The following is an 18,699-nucleotide window of genomic DNA, read 5'->3' as shown; positions in this document are numbered from 1 at the left end:
GCGAGGTGCTGACGTGACCGGCTTCCTCGACCCGCCGCCCCGGGCCATCCGCCTTCGCCCGCGTCCCGCGCTGGTGCTCACCGTCGCGGCGATCCTCGGGCTCGTCATGTTCTGCTGGCCGCTCTTCGCGCACCCCGCGCCGAGTGTGTCCGCGCACACCGCCGATGCGCCGTTCGTCTTCATGGCGACCCTGCCCGTGCTGATCCTCGTCGTGCTGGCCGAACTGTCGCGCGGCGGAATCGATGCGAAAGCGCTCGCGCTGCTCGGTGTCCTGTCCGCGGTGAACGCCGGGCTGCGGCCGCTCGGCGCCGGGACCGGCGGGATCGAGCTGGTGTTCTTCCTGCTCGTGCTCGCCGGGCGGGTGTTCGGGCCCGGGTTCGGGTTCGTCCTCGGCTCGACGTCGCTGTTCACCTCGGCGCTGCTGACCGCGGGCGTCGGGCCGTGGCTGCCGTTCCAGATGCTCGCGTCGTCGCTCATCGGGCTCGGCGCCGGGCTGCTTCCGCGCGCCCGTGGGAAGGCCGAGATCGCGCTGCTCGTGGCGTACGGCGTCGTCGCGGCCTACCTCTTCGGGCTGCTGATGAGCCTGTGGTCGTGGCCGTTCCTCGCCGGGTCGTCGCTCGGCGGCACCACCGCGGGCCTCGGCTACGTGCCCGGCGCGCCGTTGCTGGACAACCTGCACCGGTTCGCCGTCTTCACCGTCCTGACCTCGACGCTCGGCTGGGACACCGGCCGCGCGATCACCAACGCGGTCGCGATCCTCGTGCTGGGGCCGGCCGTCCTGGCCGTCCTGCGCCGCGCGTCGCGGCGGGCGGCCTTCGACGCGCCCGTGGTCTTCGATCAGGAGCGCGTCAACCCGTCGTAGATGTCAACCAGCTCGGCCAGCTTCGCCGCGTCCGGGACGTGACTGGTGTCCAGGTCGATGACGTGAAAGCGGTTTCCCGGGGTGGCGGCGTCGGCCTCGCGGATCATCCGGTCCTGCAGGGCCAGGGGGATGATCCGGTCGCGCAGGTGCCGGACGTAGACGCGGGGCACGCGGCCCCACCTCGCGCGGTCGCCGCGGGCCGGGGTGGCGCCCTTGCCGAGGAGGTCGTCGGGGGCCATGGCGTTGAGGAACGCGTGGAACTCGGCGTCCGTGCCTTCGGCGACGAACGCCTCCTTGGCCTTCGCGAGCAACGCGCGGTCCGCCGTGCGCCAGTTGAACCGGACGGCGCCGATCACCGACGGGTCGGCCGCGGCGAAGCCCAGCAGATCGCCGACGCGGGTCTCGGCCGCCTCCGGGGTGGCCATGTACTCGTCCGGGGTCTCGAGGTCGACGCAGCAGAACGCCGTGTCGTAGACGAGCAGGTCGATCAGGTCCGGCACGGCGTCGGCGACCAGGCTGATCGCCGCGCCGCCGATGCTGGCGCCGACCAGGACCACCGGGCCGTGCGCCGCCGCGCGGCGGACGACCTCGACCGTGGCCGCCACCTGGTCGGCGAGCGTGACGCCGGCCAGCGCCGACGGCTCCGTCGCGAACGCCGCCAGGTCCTGGGGTGCCTGGTAGGAGCGCCGGAACTGCTGCCCCGGCTGGTCGACGCCGACGCCGCGGTGCCCGCGCAGGACCAGCTCGTTCGGGGCGGCGAAGACACCGTTGGCGCCCGCGGCGAAGACGAAGGTGGTCACCCCGCGACGCCGTTGCATGGTGGTGTCCGCGGGCGAAGCACCCGCGAAAGAGGGCGCCGCGACGCCGGCGGCGGAAGCGGCGAGGGCAGCACGGCGGCTCGGATCAGGCATGCCTGACAGTCAAGCGAGCTCGGCCGTCCGGCCCAAGACGACAAAGTCGCCGCACGGACCACCGAAAGTGGATCGTGCGGCGACGAAGGTCGGTCAGCTGTACGAGTAGAAGCCGCGGCCGGTCTTCTTGCCCAGCAGGCCCGCGTCCACCATGCGCAGCAGCAGCGGCGGGGACGAGTACAGCGGCTCCTTGAACTCCGCGTACATCGAGTCCGCGATCGCCTTGATGGTGTCCAGGCCGATCAGGTCCGACAGCCGCAGCGGGCCCATCGGGTGGGCCGTGCCCAGCTCCATGCCGCGGTCGATGTCCTCCGCCGAGGCGAAGCCCGACTCGATCATGCGGATCGCCGACAGCAGGTACGGGACCAGCAGCGAGTTCACGATGAACCCGGCGCGGTCCTGGGACCGGATGACCGTCTTGCCCAGGGCCGTCGTCGCGTGGTCCTCCGCGCGGCGGGCCGTCTCCTCGCTCGTCAGCAGCGAGGGCACCAGCTCCACCAGCGGCAGCACCGGCACCGGGTTGAAGAAGTGGATGCCGACCACCTGCTGGGGGCGGTTCGTCGCCATGCCCAGCTTCATGATCGGGATCGACGACGTGTTGGACGCGAACAGCGCGTCCTCCGCCTCGACGATCTTGTCGAGCTGGCGGAAGACGTCGACCTTCGCCTGCTCCTGCTCGAGGATCGCCTCGATGACCAGTTCGCGGTCGGCGAACTCGGCGATGTCCGTGGTGAAGCGCAGCCGGCCGAGGGCCGCGTCGGCGTCCTCGGTGGAGAGCTTGCCGTTCTTGACGCCGCGCTGGAGCGACTTCTCGATGCGCGCCTTGCCCGCGTCGAGCGCCGGCTGGTTCACCTCGGTGACCACGACGTCCAATCCGGACCGCGCGTGCACCTCGGCGATGCCGGAACCCATCAGTCCCGCCCCGACGACTCCAACCCGACTTACCACCGGCTCACTCCTTCATCCGCTACGCAGCCCACAGGGTTTTGGGCAGCACGCAGCGCGCGAGGGCGGTCGCCGGGTTGTGTCCAGCTACGCCCTCGCGCGGTTACGCGTGCTCAACGACGGTACTCGTCGTACCCGTCGTCGTACGGATCTTGATCATTGCTATCGGGCTCCTCATAGTGACCACTAGAGGAACCAGTCGACAGCTCGCGCTGCAAAGCATCGAAGTCGGTCTCGTGCGAGCTGTACTTGAGCTCGCGCGCCACCTTCGTCTGCTTGGCCTTAGCCCGGCCGCGCCCCATGGCTCGACCCCCTCGCACAGGGGCGGGGCGGCCGGGGGAATCGGCGGCCCCGCATCGTCTCGACAATTCTTTCCTGCTGACACCGTACCGTGTCCGGGGGGTTCGATGCGACGTGGCACGGTGTGCCGGTGGTGACAGTGTCCGCCGGACACCGGTTACCGGCCGGTCGGTGACGATCGGCGCAGGTCGGCGTGCCACGATCTACTCGTGCTCCGTCCCTTCGTGGCCTATCTGCGGGTGTACGAACCCCTGCTCGCCCTGGGCGAGCCGCTCGACGATCGGCTGCGCGCGGCCGTCGCGGCGGCCAAGCTGGGGCGGACCGACGCGGGCGCCCGCGAGCAGGCCATGTGGCTCAAGTCACAAGTCGCCGCGCCCCGCCGGTTGCTGCCCGCCGAGCTCGCCAACGGCAAGGCCGCGCCCAGCCTGCAGACCGACGTCCTGGTGCTCGATCCGGCCGACGTGCCGGCCGCCCAGCGGGTGCACGGCCCGTTCGTCTGCCCGCTGGAGCTGCGCGCCCGCTCGGCCGCCGCGCTGGTGACCTTCCTCGGCGACGCGCACCCGGCGCTGAAGAACGTCATCCTCGACGAAGCCGGCTTCACCCAGGACACGATCCGCGCCCGCACGAAGTCCGCGCTGTCGGACCTCAGCACCTCCGCCGCGCACACGCTGTCGACCACCTGGACCGTCCCACTGCCGTGGTTCGTGCTGGTCGACCCGGAGGCGCGCAAGCTCGTGCTGGGCTCCGGCCGCGACGACCCGAAGCGCGAACTGTCCTGGCGGAGCACCCTCGCCGACGCCCAGCACCGGGCGCGCGAGGCCGGTGACCTGCTGGAACAGACCTTCGGCGACTCCGGGCCGGGCCGGGTGCTGTTCGAGACGCGGCGCTGGCTCGACAACTTCCACGCGGACTCGATCGTCGAGCTCGACTACGGCGGCCTCGTGCAGCTGTTCGCGGACCCCATCCTCGAAGCCGACACCACCGCCGACGAGGTCCACGACATCCTGGACGCGCTGCGCACGGGCAACGTCGAGGAGCTCGCCGAACTGTTCTCCGACCTGCGGGAGTTCTGGGGCGATCTGGCCTCGCGGGAACGCGCCAACTAGCTAGCCGCGCAGCTCCGGCACCCGGATCTCGCCGACCTGACGGCCGCCGCCGAGCACCGAGCCGTGGGCGAGCTCGTCGAGGCCGGAGACGTCCACGCCGAGGAACCGCAGCGCTTCGACGGCCAGCGGCGCGCAGGCCCGCTTCGCGCCGTCGTCGATCTTCAGCGCCACCGCGAACCCGTCCGGCAGCGCGAAGGCCTGGACGCCCTCGGCGCCACCCTTCGCGACGAGACCGTCCACGGCGGACATCAGCTCGGTGTCCTCGCGCCCGGTGCCGGCGACCAGCCACGGGTGGGCGCGCATCGCGTCGGCGACCGTCCGTTCGGGACCGTCGGCGGCGCTGCCGACCCGGCCGAACGCGCGGGCCAGCCCGGTCAGGGAGAACGCGAAGAGGGGCGCGCCACAGCCGTCGACGCCGGTGTGCGCGATCGGCTCGCCGGTCAGGTCGGTGACGGCGGCGGCGATCGCCTGCTGCAGCGGGTGGTCCGGCGCCTCGTAGCCCGCGGTCGGCCAGCCGGCCCGGACGCAGGTGGTGAGCATGCCGGTGTGCTTGCCGGAGCAGTTCATCATCACGCGCCGCGGCTCGGCGGCGTCGCGCATGCTCGGGACGTGCAGCGGGAAGTCGGCCGGGCACGCGAGGTCGTCCTCGGTCAGGCCCGCCGCTTGCAGCAGCTCCAGCACGCCCTTGACGTGCCGGGGCTCGCCGGAGTGGGACGCGCAGGCCAGCGCCAGGTCCTCGCCGGTGAAGTCCAGTCCGGACCGCAGCATGCCGACGGCCTGCAACGGCTTGTTCGACGAACGCGGGAAGACCGGCGAGGTGACGTCGCCGAGCGCCAGCCGGACGTCGCCTTCGGGGCCCGTCACCACGAGCGCGCCGCGGTGGACGCTTTCGACGAAATCGGAACGGACTACTTCGGCCAGGACGGGGTTGGTCACTGAACCTCGTGCCCGCCTTCGCTCTCGAGCAGCTCGTCCACAGTGGCCGAACCTTGCTGGTAGCGCTGGGCGATCTCCGCGTTCAAGGTGTCCATGACGTTCTGGACCTCGCGCCGGAACGACGACACCGAAAGCTCTTCGCTGGCGTAGGTGTCCAAAGCGGCGGCGAGCTTGTCGTCCGTCAGGGAACCGACGTCGGTCAGGTCGGTGTCGCCGATCAGCGCCTCGGCGTGCCGGCGGTGCTCACCGGCGCGTGAGGGCTCCAGCTGCTGGTGCCGTCCGGAGCCCGCGGCCGGGCCCAGCGCGTTGTCGGCGAGGATCGTGGCCAGCTGGTCGACGATGCTGGACTCGCCGCCGGAGCTGCGCCGGGTCTGTTCGGCGCGGACGATGTCGATCCGGGCGTGCAGCAGCCTGCGCAAGTAGGAAAGATCGGTCTCTTCTTGGGCGGCTTCGTCGCGCCGCTCGCGGAGCACCTTCAACGGCAGGTCACCCAAGCCGCTGAGGTATCCCGGGCCGAGCACGCGGTCGATCCGCCGCCTGCCGCCGGGCCGCACTTCGATCACAGCGCAGTTTATCCCGGTTGGGCGTGATCCTGCTGTCAGGGGTTTTCGATCAGCCACGAAGTTGCGCCGCCGCGGTCCGCCCGGGCGCCGGGAGCTCCGACGGCACGGAGTCGGGGTCGATCGAGGCTTGGACGAGCTGGTCCTCGGAGCCGGTCAGCAGCTCGGCACCCACCGGCGTCGACCGCTTGACCAGGGCCAGCGCGATCGGGCCGAGCTCGTGGTGCTGGATCACCGTGCCGACGCGGCCGACCGTGCGGCCGTCGAGCAGCACCGGGTCGCCGGGCTCCGGCCGGATCTCGGGGGAGCCGTCCAGGTGGAGCAGCAGCAGGTTGCGCGGCGGGCGGCCGACGTTGTGCACCTTCGACACCGTCTCCTGGCCGCGGTAGCAGCCCTTCGCGACGTGCGCGGCCGAACCGACCCAGCCCACCTCGTGCGGGATCGTGCGATCGTCGGTGTCGACGCCCAGCCGCGGCCGCAGCGACTCGACGCGCAAGGCGTCGAACACCCAGCTCCCGGCCGCGCGGGCACCGGCGTCGGTGAGCCTCTTCCACCAGCCGGCGAGCTCGGCGCGCGGCACCGCGAGGTCGACGCTGAACCGGCTGGGCCACGGCATCCGCCGCGCGAAGCCGCCACCGGGCAGCGCCACGACCGCGTACGGCTCCGGCCCGACCTCGGCGCCGACCGCGCTCAGCACGCGTTCGCTGTCCGGGCCGAGCACGGTGAGCAGGGCCAGCTCGTCGGTCGCGTCGCGGATGTCCACCTTGGACCAGAACTTCATGGCTTCGAGGTATTCGCGCAGCGTCTGGGGGCCGCCCTTCGGCAGCGCACTGGTCACACGCGGTTCCGGGTCGCCGTCGAGCCAGACGGTGCCGTCGAGGTGTGCCAGCACCATGTGCGTCTCGACCCGGCCCTGGCTGTCGAGCACCAGCGCCTCGGTGCCGGACCCCTCGGCGAGCTCGGTCACGTGCTGCGAGATCACCAGGTGCAGCCACGACAGCCGCTCCTCGCCGGTCACGGCCAGGACTTCGCGGTGTGACCGATCGATCACGACGACGCCACGCGTCGCGGTGCGCTGCTCCGCGAAGGGGTCTCCCCAGTGCCAGGGGACGCCGGCTTCGGGGTGGTCGTCGGGCGGGGGGATGGATCCGGGCACGTCCAGCAGCGGCGAGCGGTACGGCATACCGCCCAGCCTAGGCGAGTACTGATCCGGCCAAAAGCAGGCCGACACCCCGCACGGCACGTGACCGTTGCCGCAAAGCCATTCGGCGTGACTGTGGTCGGGTCAGTACCGGTCGGCACAGTACCGTGTTGGAATGCGCGTGCTCGTCTTCCTCGACGGAACCCTGGCCGACCCGGACACCGCCCAGATCAAGGTGGACGACCTCGGATTGACCCGCGGCGACGGCGTCTTCGAGACGATCCTCGTGGTCGACGGGAAGCCCCGGGAGCTGCGGCCGCACCTCGACCGGCTGGCGCGGTCGGCGGCCATGCTCGACCTGCCGGAGCCCGATCTCGCGGCCTGGGAGCGGGTCGTCTCGCTGGTGCTCGAACACTGGACCGGTAGTCCCGAAATGGTGCTGAAACTGGTGTACACCAGGGGTTCCGACGGCGATCCCGCCGCGGTGCCGACCGGTTTCGCGCTGGGTTCGGAGGTCGCGCCGTCGATCCTGAAGGCGCGCGCCGAGGGCGTCGCCGCGGTCACCCTGGAACGCGGTTTCCCGCCGGACCTCGCCGAGCGCGCGCCGTGGCTGCTGCTGGGCGCGAAGCCGTTGTCGTACGCCATGAACATGGCCGCGCTGCGCGAAGCCCGCCGCCGGGACGCCGAAGATGTGATTTTCACCGCCGCCGACGGCTCGGTGTTCGAAGGCCCGACGTCGACCGTGGTGCTGGCGAAGGGGCGGACGCTCTTCACGCCGCCGTCGAGCGTCGGCATCCTGCCGGGCACGACGCAGGCCGCGCTGTTCCGCGGCGCCGAGAAGGCCGGCTGGGCGGTCAAGGTGGAGCCGCTGCGCGTGGCCGACCTGGTGGCGGGGGACGGCGTGTTCATGGCTTCGTCGGTCCGCAAGCTGACGCGCGTCCACACGCTGGACGGTGTGCTGCTGCCCGACTCGTCGGCGGTGTACGCGGAGCTGGTGGCGGCCTACGAGGCCGAGTACGCCTGAGCGATCCGCACGACCGCGGGCGCGATCTCTTCGGCGCGGTAGGCGGCGATCTTGTGGTGGCCGTCGAGGATCAGCTCGCGCTCGCCGTCGGCCAGGACCACGGCGACCGGGCGGTGGCCGGTGCGGATCGCGGTCCGGTAGTAGCCGACGCGCGCCTCGTCGGACGGCGGCCAGGTGTCGGTCGGGGTGAGGGACACCTCGTCCGGCAGGCGTTCCGGACCGCTGACGCGGTAGTCGCCGTCGACGAGCAGGTCGAGCACCGGGCCGAGCGTGGTGGCCAGCGGACGCCGCAGCTGCCCGGTGGCGAGCGCGATCCGCAACGCCTGGGGCAGCTCCGCCCGCGCGCGCACGTTCACGTCCAGGAAACCCGTGCCACCGCTGATCGTCACCTGTTCCACAGCTATCTGGACGGGCGGCGGCGCGACATGGTTCCGGGCGCTACCCGGACGGGTGCACCGCGTGATCCGGGTCTCACCCGCGTGGCGGTACAGACCTTTCACGTCACCCGGAAGCGCACTCGGGTGCCGGGTCGCGCCTGGGCGAGTGCGCTCAGGCCGGCGGTCCGGACCACCGCTGCGACGGGGTAGCCGCCCGTGGTGGGGTGGTCGGCCAGGAAAACCACCGGCAGGCCGCTCGGCGGCACCTGGATCGCGCCGGTGACCACGCCTTCGCTGGGCAGCTCCGCCTCGGCGAACGCCGCGGCCCGGCGCAGCGGGGTGCCGTCCAGGCGCAGGCCGACGCGGTTCGACTCGGACGTCACCGTCCACCATGCCGACAGGCCCTCGGCCGGGGACTCCAGCCAGTCGTGGCGAGGGCCCGAAGTCACCGGGATCACCAGGCTCGCGGGCGCCGCGGCCGGGGCGACGACATCAGCGCCCGCCGGAACCCCGCGCGCTGGACCGAGCGGCAGGACGTCACCGGAACGCAGCGGCGAAGGGCCGATGCCGGACAGGACGTCCCGGGAACGGCTGCCCAGCACCTCCTCGACGTCGATCCCGCCGGACACCGCCAGGTAGCAGCGCAACCCGGCACCGGGCGTGCCCAAGACGAGCGTCTGCCCGGCTCCGACAAAGACCGGCGCGTGGGAGCCGAAGGAACGGCCGTCGACCTCGACCGGGACCGAGGGGCCGGTCACCGCCACCGTCGCCGATGCCGTGAAGCGCACCGAAAGCCCGCCGAGCAGGGCTTCGATGCCGGCCAGATGCTCGGGATTGCCGACGAGCCGGTTCGCCAGCCGCAGCGACGCGGTGTCGAGCGCACCCGACGGCGCCACGCCGAGGTGCGCGTAACCGGGCCGGCCGAGGTCTTCGACGAGCGCGTACGGGCCGGGCGAAACGACTTCCATGGATCTCACCGGACGCTCCGGAACCGCACGCGATCGCCTGGTGCGAGCAGAGCGGGCGGGTCGGCGTGGGCGTCGAACAGCGGCGTGGTCGTGTGCCCGAGCAGCCGCCAGCCGCCCGGGGACTCGCGGGGGTAGACGCCGGTGAACTCGCCCGCCAGCCCCACCGACCCGGCCGGGACGCGGGTGCGCGGGGAATCCAGCCGCGGCTGCCGCAACGGCGAGGGAAGTCCGGTCAGGTAGCCGAAACCGGGCGCGAAGCCGGTGAACGCGACCGTGTAGGCGGCGCCGGTGTGCAGCTCGGCCACGGCGTCGGCGGAGCACCCCGCGTCCTGGGCGACCAGCGCGAGGTCCTCGCCGTCGTAGTGGACGTCGAGGGTCACTTCGCGCGGGTTGCCGTCGGGCGGATGCGTGAGGTCGGCGCCGTCCAGCAACGCGCGTACCGCGGCGACCGCGCCGACGACCAGCAGGCTGCGAGCGCCGGGAACGAGGTCGACGACGCCGTCCGGGCGCGCGGCGAGCACGGTCGCGTGTGCGGCCCGCATCTGGTCGAGCGAGTCGCAGTCCAGCAGGGCGGCGTCCTCGCCACACCGCCGCCAGCGCATGCCGGGTGCCGTCAGCCGACCACGCGGTGCAGCAGGGCCGAGGTGTGCGGCTGCAGCTCCTGGCCCATCATCGCGCGCTCCTCGACGTAGCCGAGGGAGCCCTCGATCAGGCCGTACAGCCGCTGGGCGGCCTTGACTTCCTTCGCGCTGGCCGTGCGGATCACCGCGTCGGTGCCCAGCTCCCAGGACGTCTGGTTGCGCGGCTTGCCGTAGTACAGCTCGACGAGCCCGGTGTTGTGCGTGAGCAGCAGCTCGAGCGTGTCGTCCGCCTGCGGCCGCCAGAACCCGGTCTCGCGCGCGGCGGGGCGGATGACGTTGCCCTCGTCGTCGAGCAGCCAGGACCGCGACTCGTGGATCAGGAACGGCCGGCCGTCGTGCGCGATCGTCAGCTGCTGCGCGAACTTGCGGGGGCCTTCGATGGTCGGGTAGTCGACCTCGCCCTCACCGCGCCAGACACCGACCATCGGCAGCAGCGCGAGGCAGGCCTCGTTGAGGTCCGGCCCCTCGCGCAGGTTGGCCGTGTCGTTGGGGATGGGCAGGTCGTCCCACAACGGGAGGTTGCGCGCGCGGGTGCTCGCCGCGCGCATTTCCGCTGCTGCAATGGCGTCGTCGCCGCTGTCGGTCATGGGTCAGCGCTGGTCCGCGTAAAGCCGGTAGACGACGTACACGGCGAACCAGGTGATCGCGACGCCGGCGAGCACCAGCAAGGTCGTAAACAGTGCTTCCACGCCCAGCAGGATAGTCCGCCGTCGCTCACCCGGCCCGGCGCAGGGTCACCGCGGTGAGCACGGTCACCGCGAGCAGCACCACGCCGGCCACGCCCATCGCCGCGTGCAGGCCGGTCGGCAGCGTCGAACCGCGGGCCAGCAGGGCGCCCAGCGCGGCGACGCCGAGCGCGGTGCCGGTCTGGCGGGCGGCGTTGACCGTCGCCGACGCGATCCCGCTGCGGTGTCCCGGCAGCCCGGCCAGCCCGACGATGGTCGACGGCGTCACCGACAGCCCGACCCCGGCGCCGGCCAGCGCGAACGCGAGCGCCACCAGCCAGTACGGGCTCTGCGCGTCCAGTACCAGGAACGCGAAGGAGCCGACGGCCGCGACGAAGTAGCTGATCGGCAGCAGCCGTTCCGCGCCGTAGCGCGCCGAAAGCCGGCCGGCGGTGAAGGCCGCGGCGACGTTCGCCAGCACGTACGGCAGCATCTGGGCGCCCGCCTCGGTCGCCGTCGCGCCGCGGGCCTGCTGCAGGTAGACGCCGATCAGGAAGACCGCCGGATAAGCCGCGAACCCGAGGCTCCACGCGGCGAAGATGGCCACCGAGAACCGGGTCCGGGCGAACAGCCGCACCGGTAGCATCGGGTGCGCCACACGCAGCTCGACCACGATGAACGCCGTCAGCGCGGCGAGCCCGAGAACCCCGGTGACCAGCACGGACGTGCTCAGCCCCAGCCGTCCGGCTTCGATCACGGCGTACGTCAGCAGGCCGATCCACAGGGCGCCGAGCACCTGCCCGGTCAGGTCGAGCGCGCCGTGCGCCGGGTCGCGGGACTCGCCGATCCCGCGGCGGCCCAGCACGACCGCGACGAGCCCGATCGGCACGTTGATCAGGAAGATCGACGGCCAGCCGAAGGCGTCCGTCAGCGGGCCGCCGATCAGCGGGCCGAGCACCAGCGCGCAGCCCGCGACCGTGCTCCACAGGCCCATCACCCGCGCCCGCGCGGCCGGCTCCGGGAACGCGTGCGCGAGCAGTGCGACCGAGCCCGGGATCACGGCGGAGGCGGCGAAGCCCTGGATGATCCGGGCGACGACCAGCACTTCGAGCGTCGGCGCCAGCGCGCAACCCGCCGACGCGATCGTGAACAGCGTCAGCCCGCACAGGTAGACGAGCTTGCGGCCGTAGCGGTCGCCGAGCGTGCCGCCGGAGAGGATCACGGCAGTGAGGGCGACGGTGTAGCCGTCGATGATCCACTGCAGGCCGCTGAAGCTGGTGCCCAGCGTCCGCTGCATGGTCGGCAGCGCGACGCTCACGACGCTGACGTCGAGCAGGGCCATGAAACTGCCCAGGAAGACGGCGGTGAGCAGGCCGGTCCGGCGCGTCACAGGAGCGGTGAGGGTCACCTGAACAGGTTGCGACCTCGACCCGGGTCGAGGTCAACTCGCCGGATGCGGTCCACCGCGTCCTGGCTGCCGCCGAAAGCCGTGAGGGGCACCTTCAGGGACACCACGTCCCTGAAGGTGCCCCTCACGGCAGAGCAGAACTCAGGCGACCGAGATGGCCAGCTGGTGCAGGCCGGGCCCGGCGGCGGTGACGGACGCTTCGCCGTTGCCGCTGCGGTGCAGCGCGCGCACGGTCCACTCGCCCGGCGCCGCGTAGAAGCGGAAGTCGCCGTCGGCCGAGGAGACGACCTCGCCCGTGAAGTCGCCGCCGCCGTCCAGCAGCCGGACGAACGCGCCGCCGACGGGCCCGTCCGCGCCGGTCACCTTGCCGGCCAGGACGACCTGGCCCTTGGTGTCGTAGTCCGCCGGCGTGGCCTCCTGGACCGGTGCGCCGCAGCTGTCGTCGACTGCCATCACTTGGCTCCCAACTCGACCGGCACGCCGACCAGCGAGCCGTATTCCGTCCACGAACCGTCGTAGTTCTTCACGTCCTGGTGGCCCAGCAGCTCGTGCAGCGCGAACCACGCGATGGACGAGCGCTCACCGATGCGGCAGTAGGCGATGGTGCCCTTGCCGGCGTCGATGCCCTGCTCCTTGTAGAGCTCGTCGATCTCGCCCTCGGACTTGAAGGTGCCGTCCTCGTTGGCGACCTTCGCCCACGGCACGTTCAGCGCGCCCGGGATGTGGCCGGGAACCTGGGACTGCTCCTGCGGCAGGTGCGCCGGGGCGAGCAGCTTGCCGGAGAACTCGTCCGGCGACCGGACGTCGACGAAGTTCTTCGCGCCGATGGACTGGACGACCTCGTCGCGGAACGCGCGCAGGGACAGGTCCTGGTCCTTGGCCTTGTAGTCGGTGGTGTCGCGCTTGACTTCGTCGGAGTTCAGCTCCCGGCCGTCGAGCTCCCACTTCTTGCGGCCGCCGTCGAGCAGCCGGACGTTCTCGTGGCCGTAGAGCTTGAAGTACCAGTACGCGTAGGCGGCGAACCAGTTGTTGTTGCCGCCGTAGAGGATCACGCGGTCGTCGTTCGAGATGCCCTTCTCCGACAGGAGCTTCTCGAAGCCTTCCTTGGAGACGAAGTCGCGGCGCACCCCGTCCTGCAGGTCCTTGCGCCAGTCGAACTTCACCGCGCCCCGGATGTGGCCGCCGTCGTAGGCGGTGGTGTCCTCGTCGACCTCGGCGAACACGACGCCGGGGGTGTCCAGGTTCTCCTCGGCCCACTGGGTGGTGACCAGGACGTCTTCACGGCTCATGGAGATGAACTCTCTTTCTGGATCGGGATAACACTGCGGCGCGAAGCGCCTTCCGTTGAGGGTGGTGGCGGGGGCATGGATGGATTCAGGACGCGCGGGCGGGGCTGAAGCGTTTGATCAGCAGGAACATTTCGCAGCCCAAGCAGAAGTTGAAGGCCGCGTTGAGGAAGGCCGCGAAGAGCGCGAAGGCCGTCGCGACGATGCCGAGGGGCGTGATGCCGACGGCGAAGCCGATGGTGCCGACGAGTGCGAACACGAACCCGACGGCCTGGGCGAACCGCAGCGGCGCCGCGTCCTCCCGCTCGGTCGTCGGGCCGAGGCGCGGGGCCACCAGGTAGCGGTAGGCGATCGAGTACGGCGCGGGCTTGAGCCCGATGAACGCGCCGATCGCGAAGACGACGGTCTGGATCGCCAGCAGCGGCCACCACTGGGTGACCAGGACGACCGCGAGCACGATCGTCGTCAGAATGGCGGCGAACCGCGGGCCACGCGGGTCGACGGCCGGTCCGGCGGACATGGTTCCTCCAGCTGGAGCAGAGGGGATGCGTGCGAACGGCACGCGTCAGCGTTTTCAGGCTGGCTGGGGACCGAGGCGATGAAGACGTCGTTCAGCGCTGGTCTGGCTGAAGGCGACACAGGCTGCTGCGGACGCGGCAGAGGTCTACTGCGCGTCGCTGCGTCAAGAAGGTGGTCAGCCTGGTCACGGGTGCGAGGGTACCCAGTGCTCCCTCAGAGTGGGAACCACGTTCATACCTTGGGACGATTCCCGTCCCTTGGGACCCGTCGACCCCCTGGACGCATCTTTCCTAGGGAAAGTGACGACGTCGTGTGCGAACGCGAACGACGGGTCAGGACGTCCGCGCAGTGAGATGCGGGCGCAGCGCTTCCAGCAGTTCGGGGCCCTTCGGGACGCCGCCGACGCGCAGCAGCTCCCGGCCGTCCGGGGTCAGCGCGATCGTGGTCGGCGTCCGCAGCACGGCCAGGGCCTGCGCGACCTCCGGCTGGTTCGTGACGTCGAGCTCGACGTGGTGCAGGCCGTCGGTCTTCTCCGCGAGGGGAGCGAGCACGGCCTTCGCGTGCCGGCAGGGCGCGCAGAAGGTGGTGGAGATCTGGACCAGCGTCACGGCGGACGCCGGGTCGAGGACGGCGGCGACGGGGCCGGGCAGCTCACGCACGGGCTCGGCGTCCCGCGCTTCCCGCACCCGGCCGTTGCGGGCCCGCAGCAGCAGCCCGGCGGCCGTCCCGGCCACCAGTACCGCCACGAGCACCCACAGCCCCGTCACCGGCCACTCCTACTTGCTCAGGTCCGCGAAGGACACGTTCGACGCCTCGCCCTTGATCGTCACCGATCCGCTCTGCACCCGCACGCCGGTCGGCGTCACCGACAGCGGCAGGTCCTTCGTCGCGATCGACGCGTTGAAGTTCGGCAGGAGCGCCTTCTGCACCGCCTGGGGAACGAGCGTCGTCTCCTGGTCATTCCCGAACTGCAGCCGCTTCGGCGCGAAGGTGATCGTCCCCGCCTTCGCGTTCGCCTCGATCATCGCGAAGCAGAAGATTTCCAGATCCTTGCCCGCGAACTGAAGGTGTCCCGAAATGCGGACGCCGGTGCTCGACTCGTCGACCGGCTGGCCGTCGGCGGCGGTCGTGGTGGTCGTCGGCGTCGGCTCGGCCTGCCCGGAGTCGCCGTTCTGGACGTAGTCCGTGGTCGCGGGCTCGATCCGCAGGTCCTTGATCTTGTCCAGCGGCGAGATGCGGGCCAGGTCGGCGGCCTTGATGGTGACCGCCCCGGTCAGCTTGCCGATGGTGATCGCCTTGGTGTTGCCGTTCGTGAGGTCCGACAGCGGCGCGGTGACGTCCTCGAGCTCGGCGTTCAGCGCGACGTCCTGGAGCTTGTCGCCGACCGGCACACCGGCGGCCGACACGCTGATGTGACTGTAGTCACCGCCCAGGGCCTGCGTGAGGAACGGGAAGCCGTGGATCGTCACCGACGGGTCGTCGGTCAGCTGCAGCTGTTCGCGCGCCTTCTGCGAGATCGTGTGCTCGGCGAACGCGGCGGCCCCGAAGTCGGCGCCGACCAGCAGCAGCACCAGCACGACCAGGGCGATCACCCAGCGCCGGCCCCGGCGGCCGCGGCGTCGCGCGTCCGGCCTCGGTGCGGGTCGGTCGTCCCGGGTCACGGGCCTGCTCACCATCGCGTCCGTACTCCTGTTTCGTCGGGGATCATCGGGGTTCGTCGGGCGCACCGGGGGTTTCTCCAGGTGTGATCGATCCAGCAAGGGTTAGGTACCCGGCCGTTGAGCCGCTATTCTCACTTAGCACCGACTAACGCCACCGTGAGGCGACGACTTGAGAAGGCGGTGCAGCTCATGAGCCTGGACCTTCTGGTACTGACTGCGGAAGCGGATGCCACGTCGGTGCTGCCCGCGCTGGACCTGCTGCCGCACACCGTACGCGTCCGTCCCCCCGAGGTGACCGCCCTGCTCGACGCGGGTCACCGGGACGTCATCCTGCTGGACGCGCGCAGCGATCTGGCCTCGGCGAAGAGCCTCTGCCGGCTGCTCAAGGGCACCGGCGAGGACGAGGCCTCCACGCCGATCATCGCCGTCGTCGGCGAAGGCGGCCTGGTGGCCGTGAGTGCCGAATGGCGCACCGACGACATCCTCCTGCCGACGGCCGGCCCGGCCGAGGTCGACGCCCGGCTGCGGCTGGTCACGACCCGCGACGGCGGTTCCGCGCAGGTCGACGCCGAGCTGCGGGTCGGCGAGCTGGTCATCGACGAGGCGACCTACACCGCGCGCCTCAAGCGGCGCACGCTGGAGCTCACCTACAAGGAGTTCGAGCTGCTCAAGTACCTCGCGCAGCACGCCGGCCGGGTGTTCACCCGCGCCCAGCTGCTGCAGGAGGTCTGGGGCTACGACTTCTTCGGGGGCACCCGCACGGTCGACGTCCACGTCCGCCGGCTGCGCGCCAAGCTCGGCCCGGAACACGAGCAGATGATCGGCACCGTGCGCAACGTCGGCTACAAGTTCGAGCGGCCCGCCAAGGGCGCGCAGCAGCGGCCGAGCCTGCCGGTGCAGGCGCCCGCCGAGGCCCCAGCCGACACTCCCGAGCACGCGCACTAGGTCCCCCACGCTCTCCAGGACGTCCCGCACGACCTTCGCGTTGCTCCGGTGCCGGGTACGGTCACAGGGGTGAGCGGAGACGGGGAATGGCTTCAGAAGCTGGACGAGCAGCAGCTCGCGGACGTGCGGCAGCTGCTGCTGGCCGTGCGCGAGGCGGACGGGCGGCCCGAGGTCGAACCCGACGGCGCGCTCCCGGGCGAGTTCGACGGCGGTGAGCACCTCGTCGCCTGCGTCGAAGGCGACGTCGTCGGCTACGCGCACCTCGACACCACAGGTGACTCCTTCGGCCACCAGGTCGCCGAGCTGCTCGTGCACCCCGCCCACCGCAACCGCGGGTACGGCGCGAAGCTGCTTCAGGCGCTCGACGAGCGCGCCGCCGTCGGGTTCCGCGTCTGGGCCCACGGCGACCACCCCGCGGCCCGGCAGCTCGCGCTGCGGACCGGGCTGGAGCGCAAGCGCGAACTGCTGATCCTGCACACCACCGTCGACGGTGCGGACTGGCCGGAGCCGGTATTGCGCGACGGCGTCTCGCTGCGCACCTTCGTGCCGGAGCAGGACGAGGACGCCGTCGTCCAGGTCAACGCGCGCGCCTTCGACTGGCACCCCGAGCAGGGTGCGATGACCACCGGCGACATCCGCGCCGACGAGCGGCGGTCGTGGTTCGCCCCCGCCGGCTTCTTCCTCGCCATCGAAGAAGACACAGCAAAGGGTCCGAAAGACGGCACCGTGATCGGCTTCCACTGGACGAAGGTGCACGAGGCCACGCCGGGCCGGTTCGGCGGCGAGCGTGTCGGCGAGGTGTACGTCGTCGGCGTCGACCCGGCCGCCCAAGGCGGCGGCCTCGGCCGGGCGCTGACGCTGGCCGGGCTGCGGTACCTGGCGGAGCAGGGGCTGCGACAGGTGATCCTGTACGTCGAGGGCGACAACGCCCCGGCGCTGGCGGTCTACACCAAGCTCGGGTTCACGCGTCACGAGACCGACGTCCAGTACGGTCGGTGACCACATCGGACGCCGTGCAAGCGGTCGGTCACTGTCGGCAAACCCCCAGGTCACGGCCAGGACACGGCATCCTTTCGGAGTAGTCGCACTGCTCACATCCGGGGCCTTGTTCACTTTGCGTTCATTTGTTCACGGCTGACCGTCCACCAGGGCTGCCTAATGTCCGGATCCGGCGCGGCGAAACACGCCGCTGCCGAACCCGTGATGCTCCTGATGGAGGAAATGCAGTGAAGATCATGCGGCCCCTGAGCGCGGTCGGCATCGTGGCGAGCGCCGCGCTCGTGCTCGCCGCCTGTGGTTCCGACCCCGCGGCGACGAACAGCAGCAGCTCGAACTCGGCTGCCGCTCCCGCTGCCACTGGCACGGCCGACGTGGCGTGCGGTGGCAAGAGCCCGCTGTCCGCGGAAGGTTCGTCGGCGCAGAAGAACGCGATCGACATCTTCACGCAGCAGTTCAGCAAGAAGTGCCCGGGCCAGCAGGTCAACTACAACCCCAGTGGCTCGGGCGCCGGCGTCAAGCAGTTCAACGCCAACCAGATCGACTTCGGCGGCTCGGACTCCCCGATCAAGGACGCCGACGCGGCGGCCGCCAAGGCCCGCTGCGCCAGTGACGCCTGGAACATCCCGATGGTCGTCGGCCCGATCGCGGTCGCCTACAAGCTGTCCGGCGTGGACAAGCTGACGCTGACCCCGTCGGTCACCGCCAAGATCTTCAGCGGCGCCGTCACCAAGTGGAACGACCCGGCCATCAAGGCGGTCAAGGGCAACGAGAGCCTGACCCTGCCGGACAAGCCCATCCAGGTCGTCTCCCGAGCCGACGAGTCGGGCACCACCGACAACTTCCAGAAGTACCTGGGCGCGGCGGCGAAGGCCGACTGGACCAAGGGTGCCGGCAAGAAGTTCAACGGCGGCGTCGGCAACGGTGCGCAGGGCTCCAACGGTGTCGCGACCGCGGTGAAGGCCGCCGACGGTGGCATCACCTACGTCGAGGGCGCGTTCGCCAAGGACGGCCTGACTCCGGCCCTGATCGACAGCGGTTCCGGCGGCGTCGAGCTGAACTCGGAGAACGTGGCGAAGTCCCTCGACGCGGCCAAGTTCCTCAAGGATGGCACGAACGACCTCGCGCTCGACCTCAACGGCATCTACGCCAGCAACACCCCGGGTGCCTACCCGCTGCTGCTGACGACCTACGAGATCGTCTGCTCCAAGTACGCGAACGCGGACGTCGCGAAGGCCGTCAAGGCGTTCCTGACGGTGGCCGCCACCGACGGTCAGCAGCCGCTGTCCGCCAAGGGTTATGTGCCGATCCCGCAGTCGCTGCAGACCAAGGTCCTGACCGCCGTCAAGGCGATCTCCTGACCCCGCGTTGCGACTGATACCCGAGTTGATAGAGGCTGGTCAGAAGTAGCTGATGAGCGAGTCATCCTCGACGCGAACGCCCACCGG

23 protein-coding genes are annotated in these 18,699 nt (G+C 71.2%); 6 read left to right on the top strand and 17 right to left on the bottom strand.

The window, feature by feature from the left end; translation table 11 throughout:
* Nucleotides 1-13 precede the first annotated feature (13 nt).
* The gene (locus ACLJQZ_RS44130) at nt 14-862 is read left to right on the top strand and encodes an ECF transporter S component (protein ID WP_410627233.1); all 849 of its coding nucleotides are present in this window, start codon (nt 14-16) and stop codon (nt 860-862) included.
* Here the strand turns inward: ACLJQZ_RS44130 and ACLJQZ_RS44125 are convergent.
* The 3 genes from ACLJQZ_RS44125 to ACLJQZ_RS44115 form a co-directional block, all read right to left on the bottom strand.
* Nucleotides 838-1,773 carry an alpha/beta fold hydrolase gene (locus ACLJQZ_RS44125; protein ID WP_410627231.1) on the bottom strand — a complete coding sequence of 312 codons (936 nt, stop codon included), beginning with the start codon at nt 1,771-1,773 and terminating at the stop codon, nt 838-840. The genes ACLJQZ_RS44130 and ACLJQZ_RS44125 overlap by 25 nt on opposite strands.
* A 93-nt stretch (nt 1,774-1,866) precedes the next feature.
* Nucleotides 1,867-2,721, bottom strand: a complete 855-nt coding sequence (locus tag ACLJQZ_RS44120) for a 3-hydroxybutyryl-CoA dehydrogenase (protein WP_410627230.1) — start codon at nt 2,719-2,721, stop codon at nt 1,867-1,869.
* 110 nt (nt 2,722-2,831) lie between these two features.
* Nucleotides 2,832-3,020 carry a DUF3073 domain-containing protein gene (locus ACLJQZ_RS44115; RefSeq protein ID WP_247059144.1) on the bottom strand — a complete coding sequence of 63 codons (189 nt, stop codon included), beginning with the start codon at nt 3,018-3,020 and terminating at the stop codon, nt 2,832-2,834.
* A 207-nt stretch (nt 3,021-3,227) separates the two neighbouring features.
* Between ACLJQZ_RS44115 and ACLJQZ_RS44110 the strand changes: the two genes are divergently transcribed.
* Nucleotides 3,228-4,124, top strand: coding sequence for a hypothetical protein (locus ACLJQZ_RS44110; RefSeq protein WP_410627228.1), 897 nt, complete (start codon nt 3,228-3,230; stop codon nt 4,122-4,124).
* Here the strand turns inward: ACLJQZ_RS44110 and ACLJQZ_RS44105 are convergent, their stop codons facing one another.
* Genes ACLJQZ_RS44105 through ACLJQZ_RS44095 form a run of 3 tightly spaced genes read right to left on the bottom strand, consistent with a single transcriptional unit; the run spans nt 4,125 to nt 6,803 of the window.
* Nucleotides 4,125-5,060, bottom strand: a complete 936-nt coding sequence (locus ACLJQZ_RS44105; RefSeq protein ID WP_410627226.1) for an asparaginase — start codon at nt 5,058-5,060, stop codon at nt 4,125-4,127.
* Nucleotides 5,057-5,623, bottom strand: coding sequence for an aerial mycelium formation protein (locus tag ACLJQZ_RS44100; RefSeq protein WP_410627225.1), 567 nt, complete (start codon nt 5,621-5,623; stop codon nt 5,057-5,059). The genes ACLJQZ_RS44105 and ACLJQZ_RS44100 overlap by 4 nt, the downstream gene beginning before the upstream one ends.
* Before the next feature lie 49 nt (nt 5,624-5,672).
* A complete protein-coding gene (locus ACLJQZ_RS44095) occupies nt 5,673-6,803 on the bottom strand; it encodes a YgfZ/GcvT domain-containing protein (RefSeq protein WP_410627223.1) in 1,131 nt (376 codons plus the stop codon).
* 133 nt (nt 6,804-6,936) lie between these two features.
* On the opposite strand from ACLJQZ_RS44095, the gene ACLJQZ_RS44090 reads away from it, so the two are divergent.
* On the top strand, nt 6,937-7,785 hold the full coding sequence (locus tag ACLJQZ_RS44090; protein WP_410627221.1) for an aminodeoxychorismate lyase: 849 nt from the start codon (nt 6,937-6,939) through the stop codon (nt 7,783-7,785).
* On the opposite strand, the gene ACLJQZ_RS44085 is transcribed toward ACLJQZ_RS44090, so the two are convergent.
* The 11 genes from ACLJQZ_RS44085 to ACLJQZ_RS44035 all read right to left on the bottom strand — a co-directional run bounded on the left by ACLJQZ_RS44085 (nt 7,764) and on the right by ACLJQZ_RS44035 (nt 15,325).
* Nucleotides 7,764-8,183 (bottom strand): hypothetical protein, encoded by a 420-nt coding sequence (locus ACLJQZ_RS44085; protein ID WP_326956658.1) that lies wholly within the window; start codon nt 8,181-8,183, stop codon nt 7,764-7,766. The two genes, ACLJQZ_RS44090 and ACLJQZ_RS44085, sit on opposite strands and share 22 nt — an antisense overlap.
* A 98-nt stretch (nt 8,184-8,281) precedes the next feature.
* Entirely contained in the window at nt 8,282-9,130 is an 849-nt protein-coding gene (locus ACLJQZ_RS44080; RefSeq protein ID WP_410627219.1) for a biotin-dependent carboxyltransferase family protein, read from the bottom strand.
* Nucleotides 9,131-9,135: 5 nt separating this feature from the next.
* Nucleotides 9,136-9,732 carry a 5-oxoprolinase subunit B family protein gene (locus ACLJQZ_RS44075; protein WP_410627217.1) on the bottom strand — a complete coding sequence of 199 codons (597 nt, stop codon included), beginning with the start codon at nt 9,730-9,732 and terminating at the stop codon, nt 9,136-9,138.
* Nucleotides 9,733-9,743: 11 nt separating this feature from the next.
* Nucleotides 9,744-10,358 carry an FABP family protein gene (locus tag ACLJQZ_RS44070; RefSeq protein ID WP_326945132.1) on the bottom strand — a complete coding sequence of 205 codons (615 nt, stop codon included), beginning with the start codon at nt 10,356-10,358 and terminating at the stop codon, nt 9,744-9,746.
* Between the two features lie 127 nt (nt 10,359-10,485).
* Nucleotides 10,486-11,844, bottom strand: a complete 1,359-nt coding sequence (locus tag ACLJQZ_RS44065; protein ID WP_410627215.1) for a DHA2 family efflux MFS transporter permease subunit — start codon at nt 11,842-11,844, stop codon at nt 10,486-10,488.
* Nucleotides 11,845-11,985: 141 nt separating this feature from the next.
* Nucleotides 11,986-12,297 (bottom strand): DUF1416 domain-containing protein, encoded by a 312-nt coding sequence (locus ACLJQZ_RS44060; protein WP_326945129.1) that lies wholly within the window; start codon nt 12,295-12,297, stop codon nt 11,986-11,988.
* Complete coding sequence (locus ACLJQZ_RS44055; RefSeq protein ID WP_410627213.1) at nt 12,297-13,133, bottom strand: sulfurtransferase; 837 nt, start codon at nt 13,131-13,133, stop codon at nt 12,297-12,299. The genes ACLJQZ_RS44060 and ACLJQZ_RS44055 overlap by 1 nt, the downstream gene beginning before the upstream one ends.
* A gap of 85 nt (nt 13,134-13,218) precedes the next feature.
* Complete coding sequence (locus ACLJQZ_RS44050) at nt 13,219-13,650, bottom strand: DUF4395 domain-containing protein (protein WP_410627211.1); 432 nt, start codon at nt 13,648-13,650, stop codon at nt 13,219-13,221.
* 91 nt (nt 13,651-13,741) lie between these two features.
* Nucleotides 13,742-13,837, bottom strand: a complete 96-nt coding sequence (locus ACLJQZ_RS44045; protein ID WP_371827599.1) for a putative leader peptide — start codon at nt 13,835-13,837, stop codon at nt 13,742-13,744.
* A gap of 144 nt (nt 13,838-13,981) precedes the next feature.
* On the bottom strand, nt 13,982-14,416 hold the full coding sequence (locus tag ACLJQZ_RS44040) for a TlpA family protein disulfide reductase (RefSeq protein WP_410627209.1): 435 nt from the start codon (nt 14,414-14,416) through the stop codon (nt 13,982-13,984).
* 9 nt (nt 14,417-14,425) lie between these two features.
* Nucleotides 14,426-15,325: a DUF2993 domain-containing protein gene (locus tag ACLJQZ_RS44035; protein ID WP_410627207.1), complete on the bottom strand. Its 900-nt coding sequence runs from the start codon at nt 15,323-15,325 to the stop codon at nt 14,426-14,428.
* Nucleotides 15,326-15,499: 174 nt separating this feature from the next.
* On the opposite strand from ACLJQZ_RS44035, the gene ACLJQZ_RS44030 reads away from it, so the two are divergent.
* From ACLJQZ_RS44030 to pstS, 3 genes are all read left to right on the top strand, one after another.
* Nucleotides 15,500-16,255 (top strand): winged-helix domain-containing protein, encoded by a 756-nt coding sequence (locus tag ACLJQZ_RS44030; RefSeq protein ID WP_410627205.1) that lies wholly within the window; start codon nt 15,500-15,502, stop codon nt 16,253-16,255.
* A 69-nt stretch (nt 16,256-16,324) separates the two neighbouring features.
* Nucleotides 16,325-17,254 (top strand): mycothiol synthase, encoded by a 930-nt coding sequence (gene mshD / locus ACLJQZ_RS44025; RefSeq protein WP_410627203.1) that lies wholly within the window; start codon nt 16,325-16,327, stop codon nt 17,252-17,254.
* Between the two features lie 227 nt (nt 17,255-17,481).
* Nucleotides 17,482-18,612 carry a phosphate ABC transporter substrate-binding protein PstS gene (gene pstS, locus ACLJQZ_RS44020; RefSeq protein WP_410627201.1) on the top strand — a complete coding sequence of 377 codons (1,131 nt, stop codon included), beginning with the start codon at nt 17,482-17,484 and terminating at the stop codon, nt 18,610-18,612.
* Nucleotides 18,613-18,699 lie beyond the last annotated feature (87 nt).

It is taken from the genome of Amycolatopsis sp. cmx-8-4, assembly GCF_046548675.1.
Classification (GTDB): Bacteria; Actinomycetota; Actinomycetes; order Mycobacteriales; family Pseudonocardiaceae; genus Amycolatopsis.
The sequence above is the reverse complement of the archived record's forward strand: the minus strand, read 5'-3'. Positions and strand labels throughout refer to the sequence as shown.

Bases quoted from the DNA above. Each gene is read 5' to 3' on its own strand.
- ACLJQZ_RS44070 (WP_326945132.1), bottom strand. From the start codon at position 10,358: ATGACCGACAGCGGCGACGACGCCATTGCAGCAGCGGAAATGCGCGCG.
- ACLJQZ_RS44030 (WP_410627205.1), top strand. From the start codon at position 15,500: ATGAGCCTGGACCTTCTGGTACTGACTGCGGAAGCGGATGCCACGTCG.
- ACLJQZ_RS44050 (WP_410627211.1), bottom strand. From the start codon at position 13,650: ATGTCCGCCGGACCGGCCGTCGACCCGCGTGGCCCGCGGTTCGCCGCC.
- ACLJQZ_RS44090 (WP_410627221.1), top strand. From the start codon at position 6,937: ATGCGCGTGCTCGTCTTCCTCGACGGAACCCTGGCCGACCCGGACACC.
- ACLJQZ_RS44055 (WP_410627213.1), bottom strand. From the start codon at position 13,133: ATGAGCCGTGAAGACGTCCTGGTCACCACCCAGTGGGCCGAGGAGAAC.
- ACLJQZ_RS44075 (WP_410627217.1), bottom strand. From the start codon at position 9,732: ATGCGCTGGCGGCGGTGTGGCGAGGACGCCGCCCTGCTGGACTGCGAC.
- ACLJQZ_RS44080 (WP_410627219.1), bottom strand. From the start codon at position 9,130: ATGGAAGTCGTTTCGCCCGGCCCGTACGCGCTCGTCGAAGACCTCGGC.
- ACLJQZ_RS44095 (WP_410627223.1), bottom strand. From the start codon at position 6,803: ATGCCGTACCGCTCGCCGCTGCTGGACGTGCCCGGATCCATCCCCCCG.
- ACLJQZ_RS44115 (WP_247059144.1), bottom strand. From the start codon at position 3,020: ATGGGGCGCGGCCGGGCTAAGGCCAAGCAGACGAAGGTGGCGCGCGAG.
- ACLJQZ_RS44060 (WP_326945129.1), bottom strand. From the start codon at position 12,297: ATGGCAGTCGACGACAGCTGCGGCGCACCGGTCCAGGAGGCCACGCCG.
- ACLJQZ_RS44125 (WP_410627231.1), bottom strand. From the start codon at position 1,773: ATGCCTGATCCGAGCCGCCGTGCTGCCCTCGCCGCTTCCGCCGCCGGC.
- ACLJQZ_RS44035 (WP_410627207.1), bottom strand. From the start codon at position 15,325: ATGGTGAGCAGGCCCGTGACCCGGGACGACCGACCCGCACCGAGGCCG.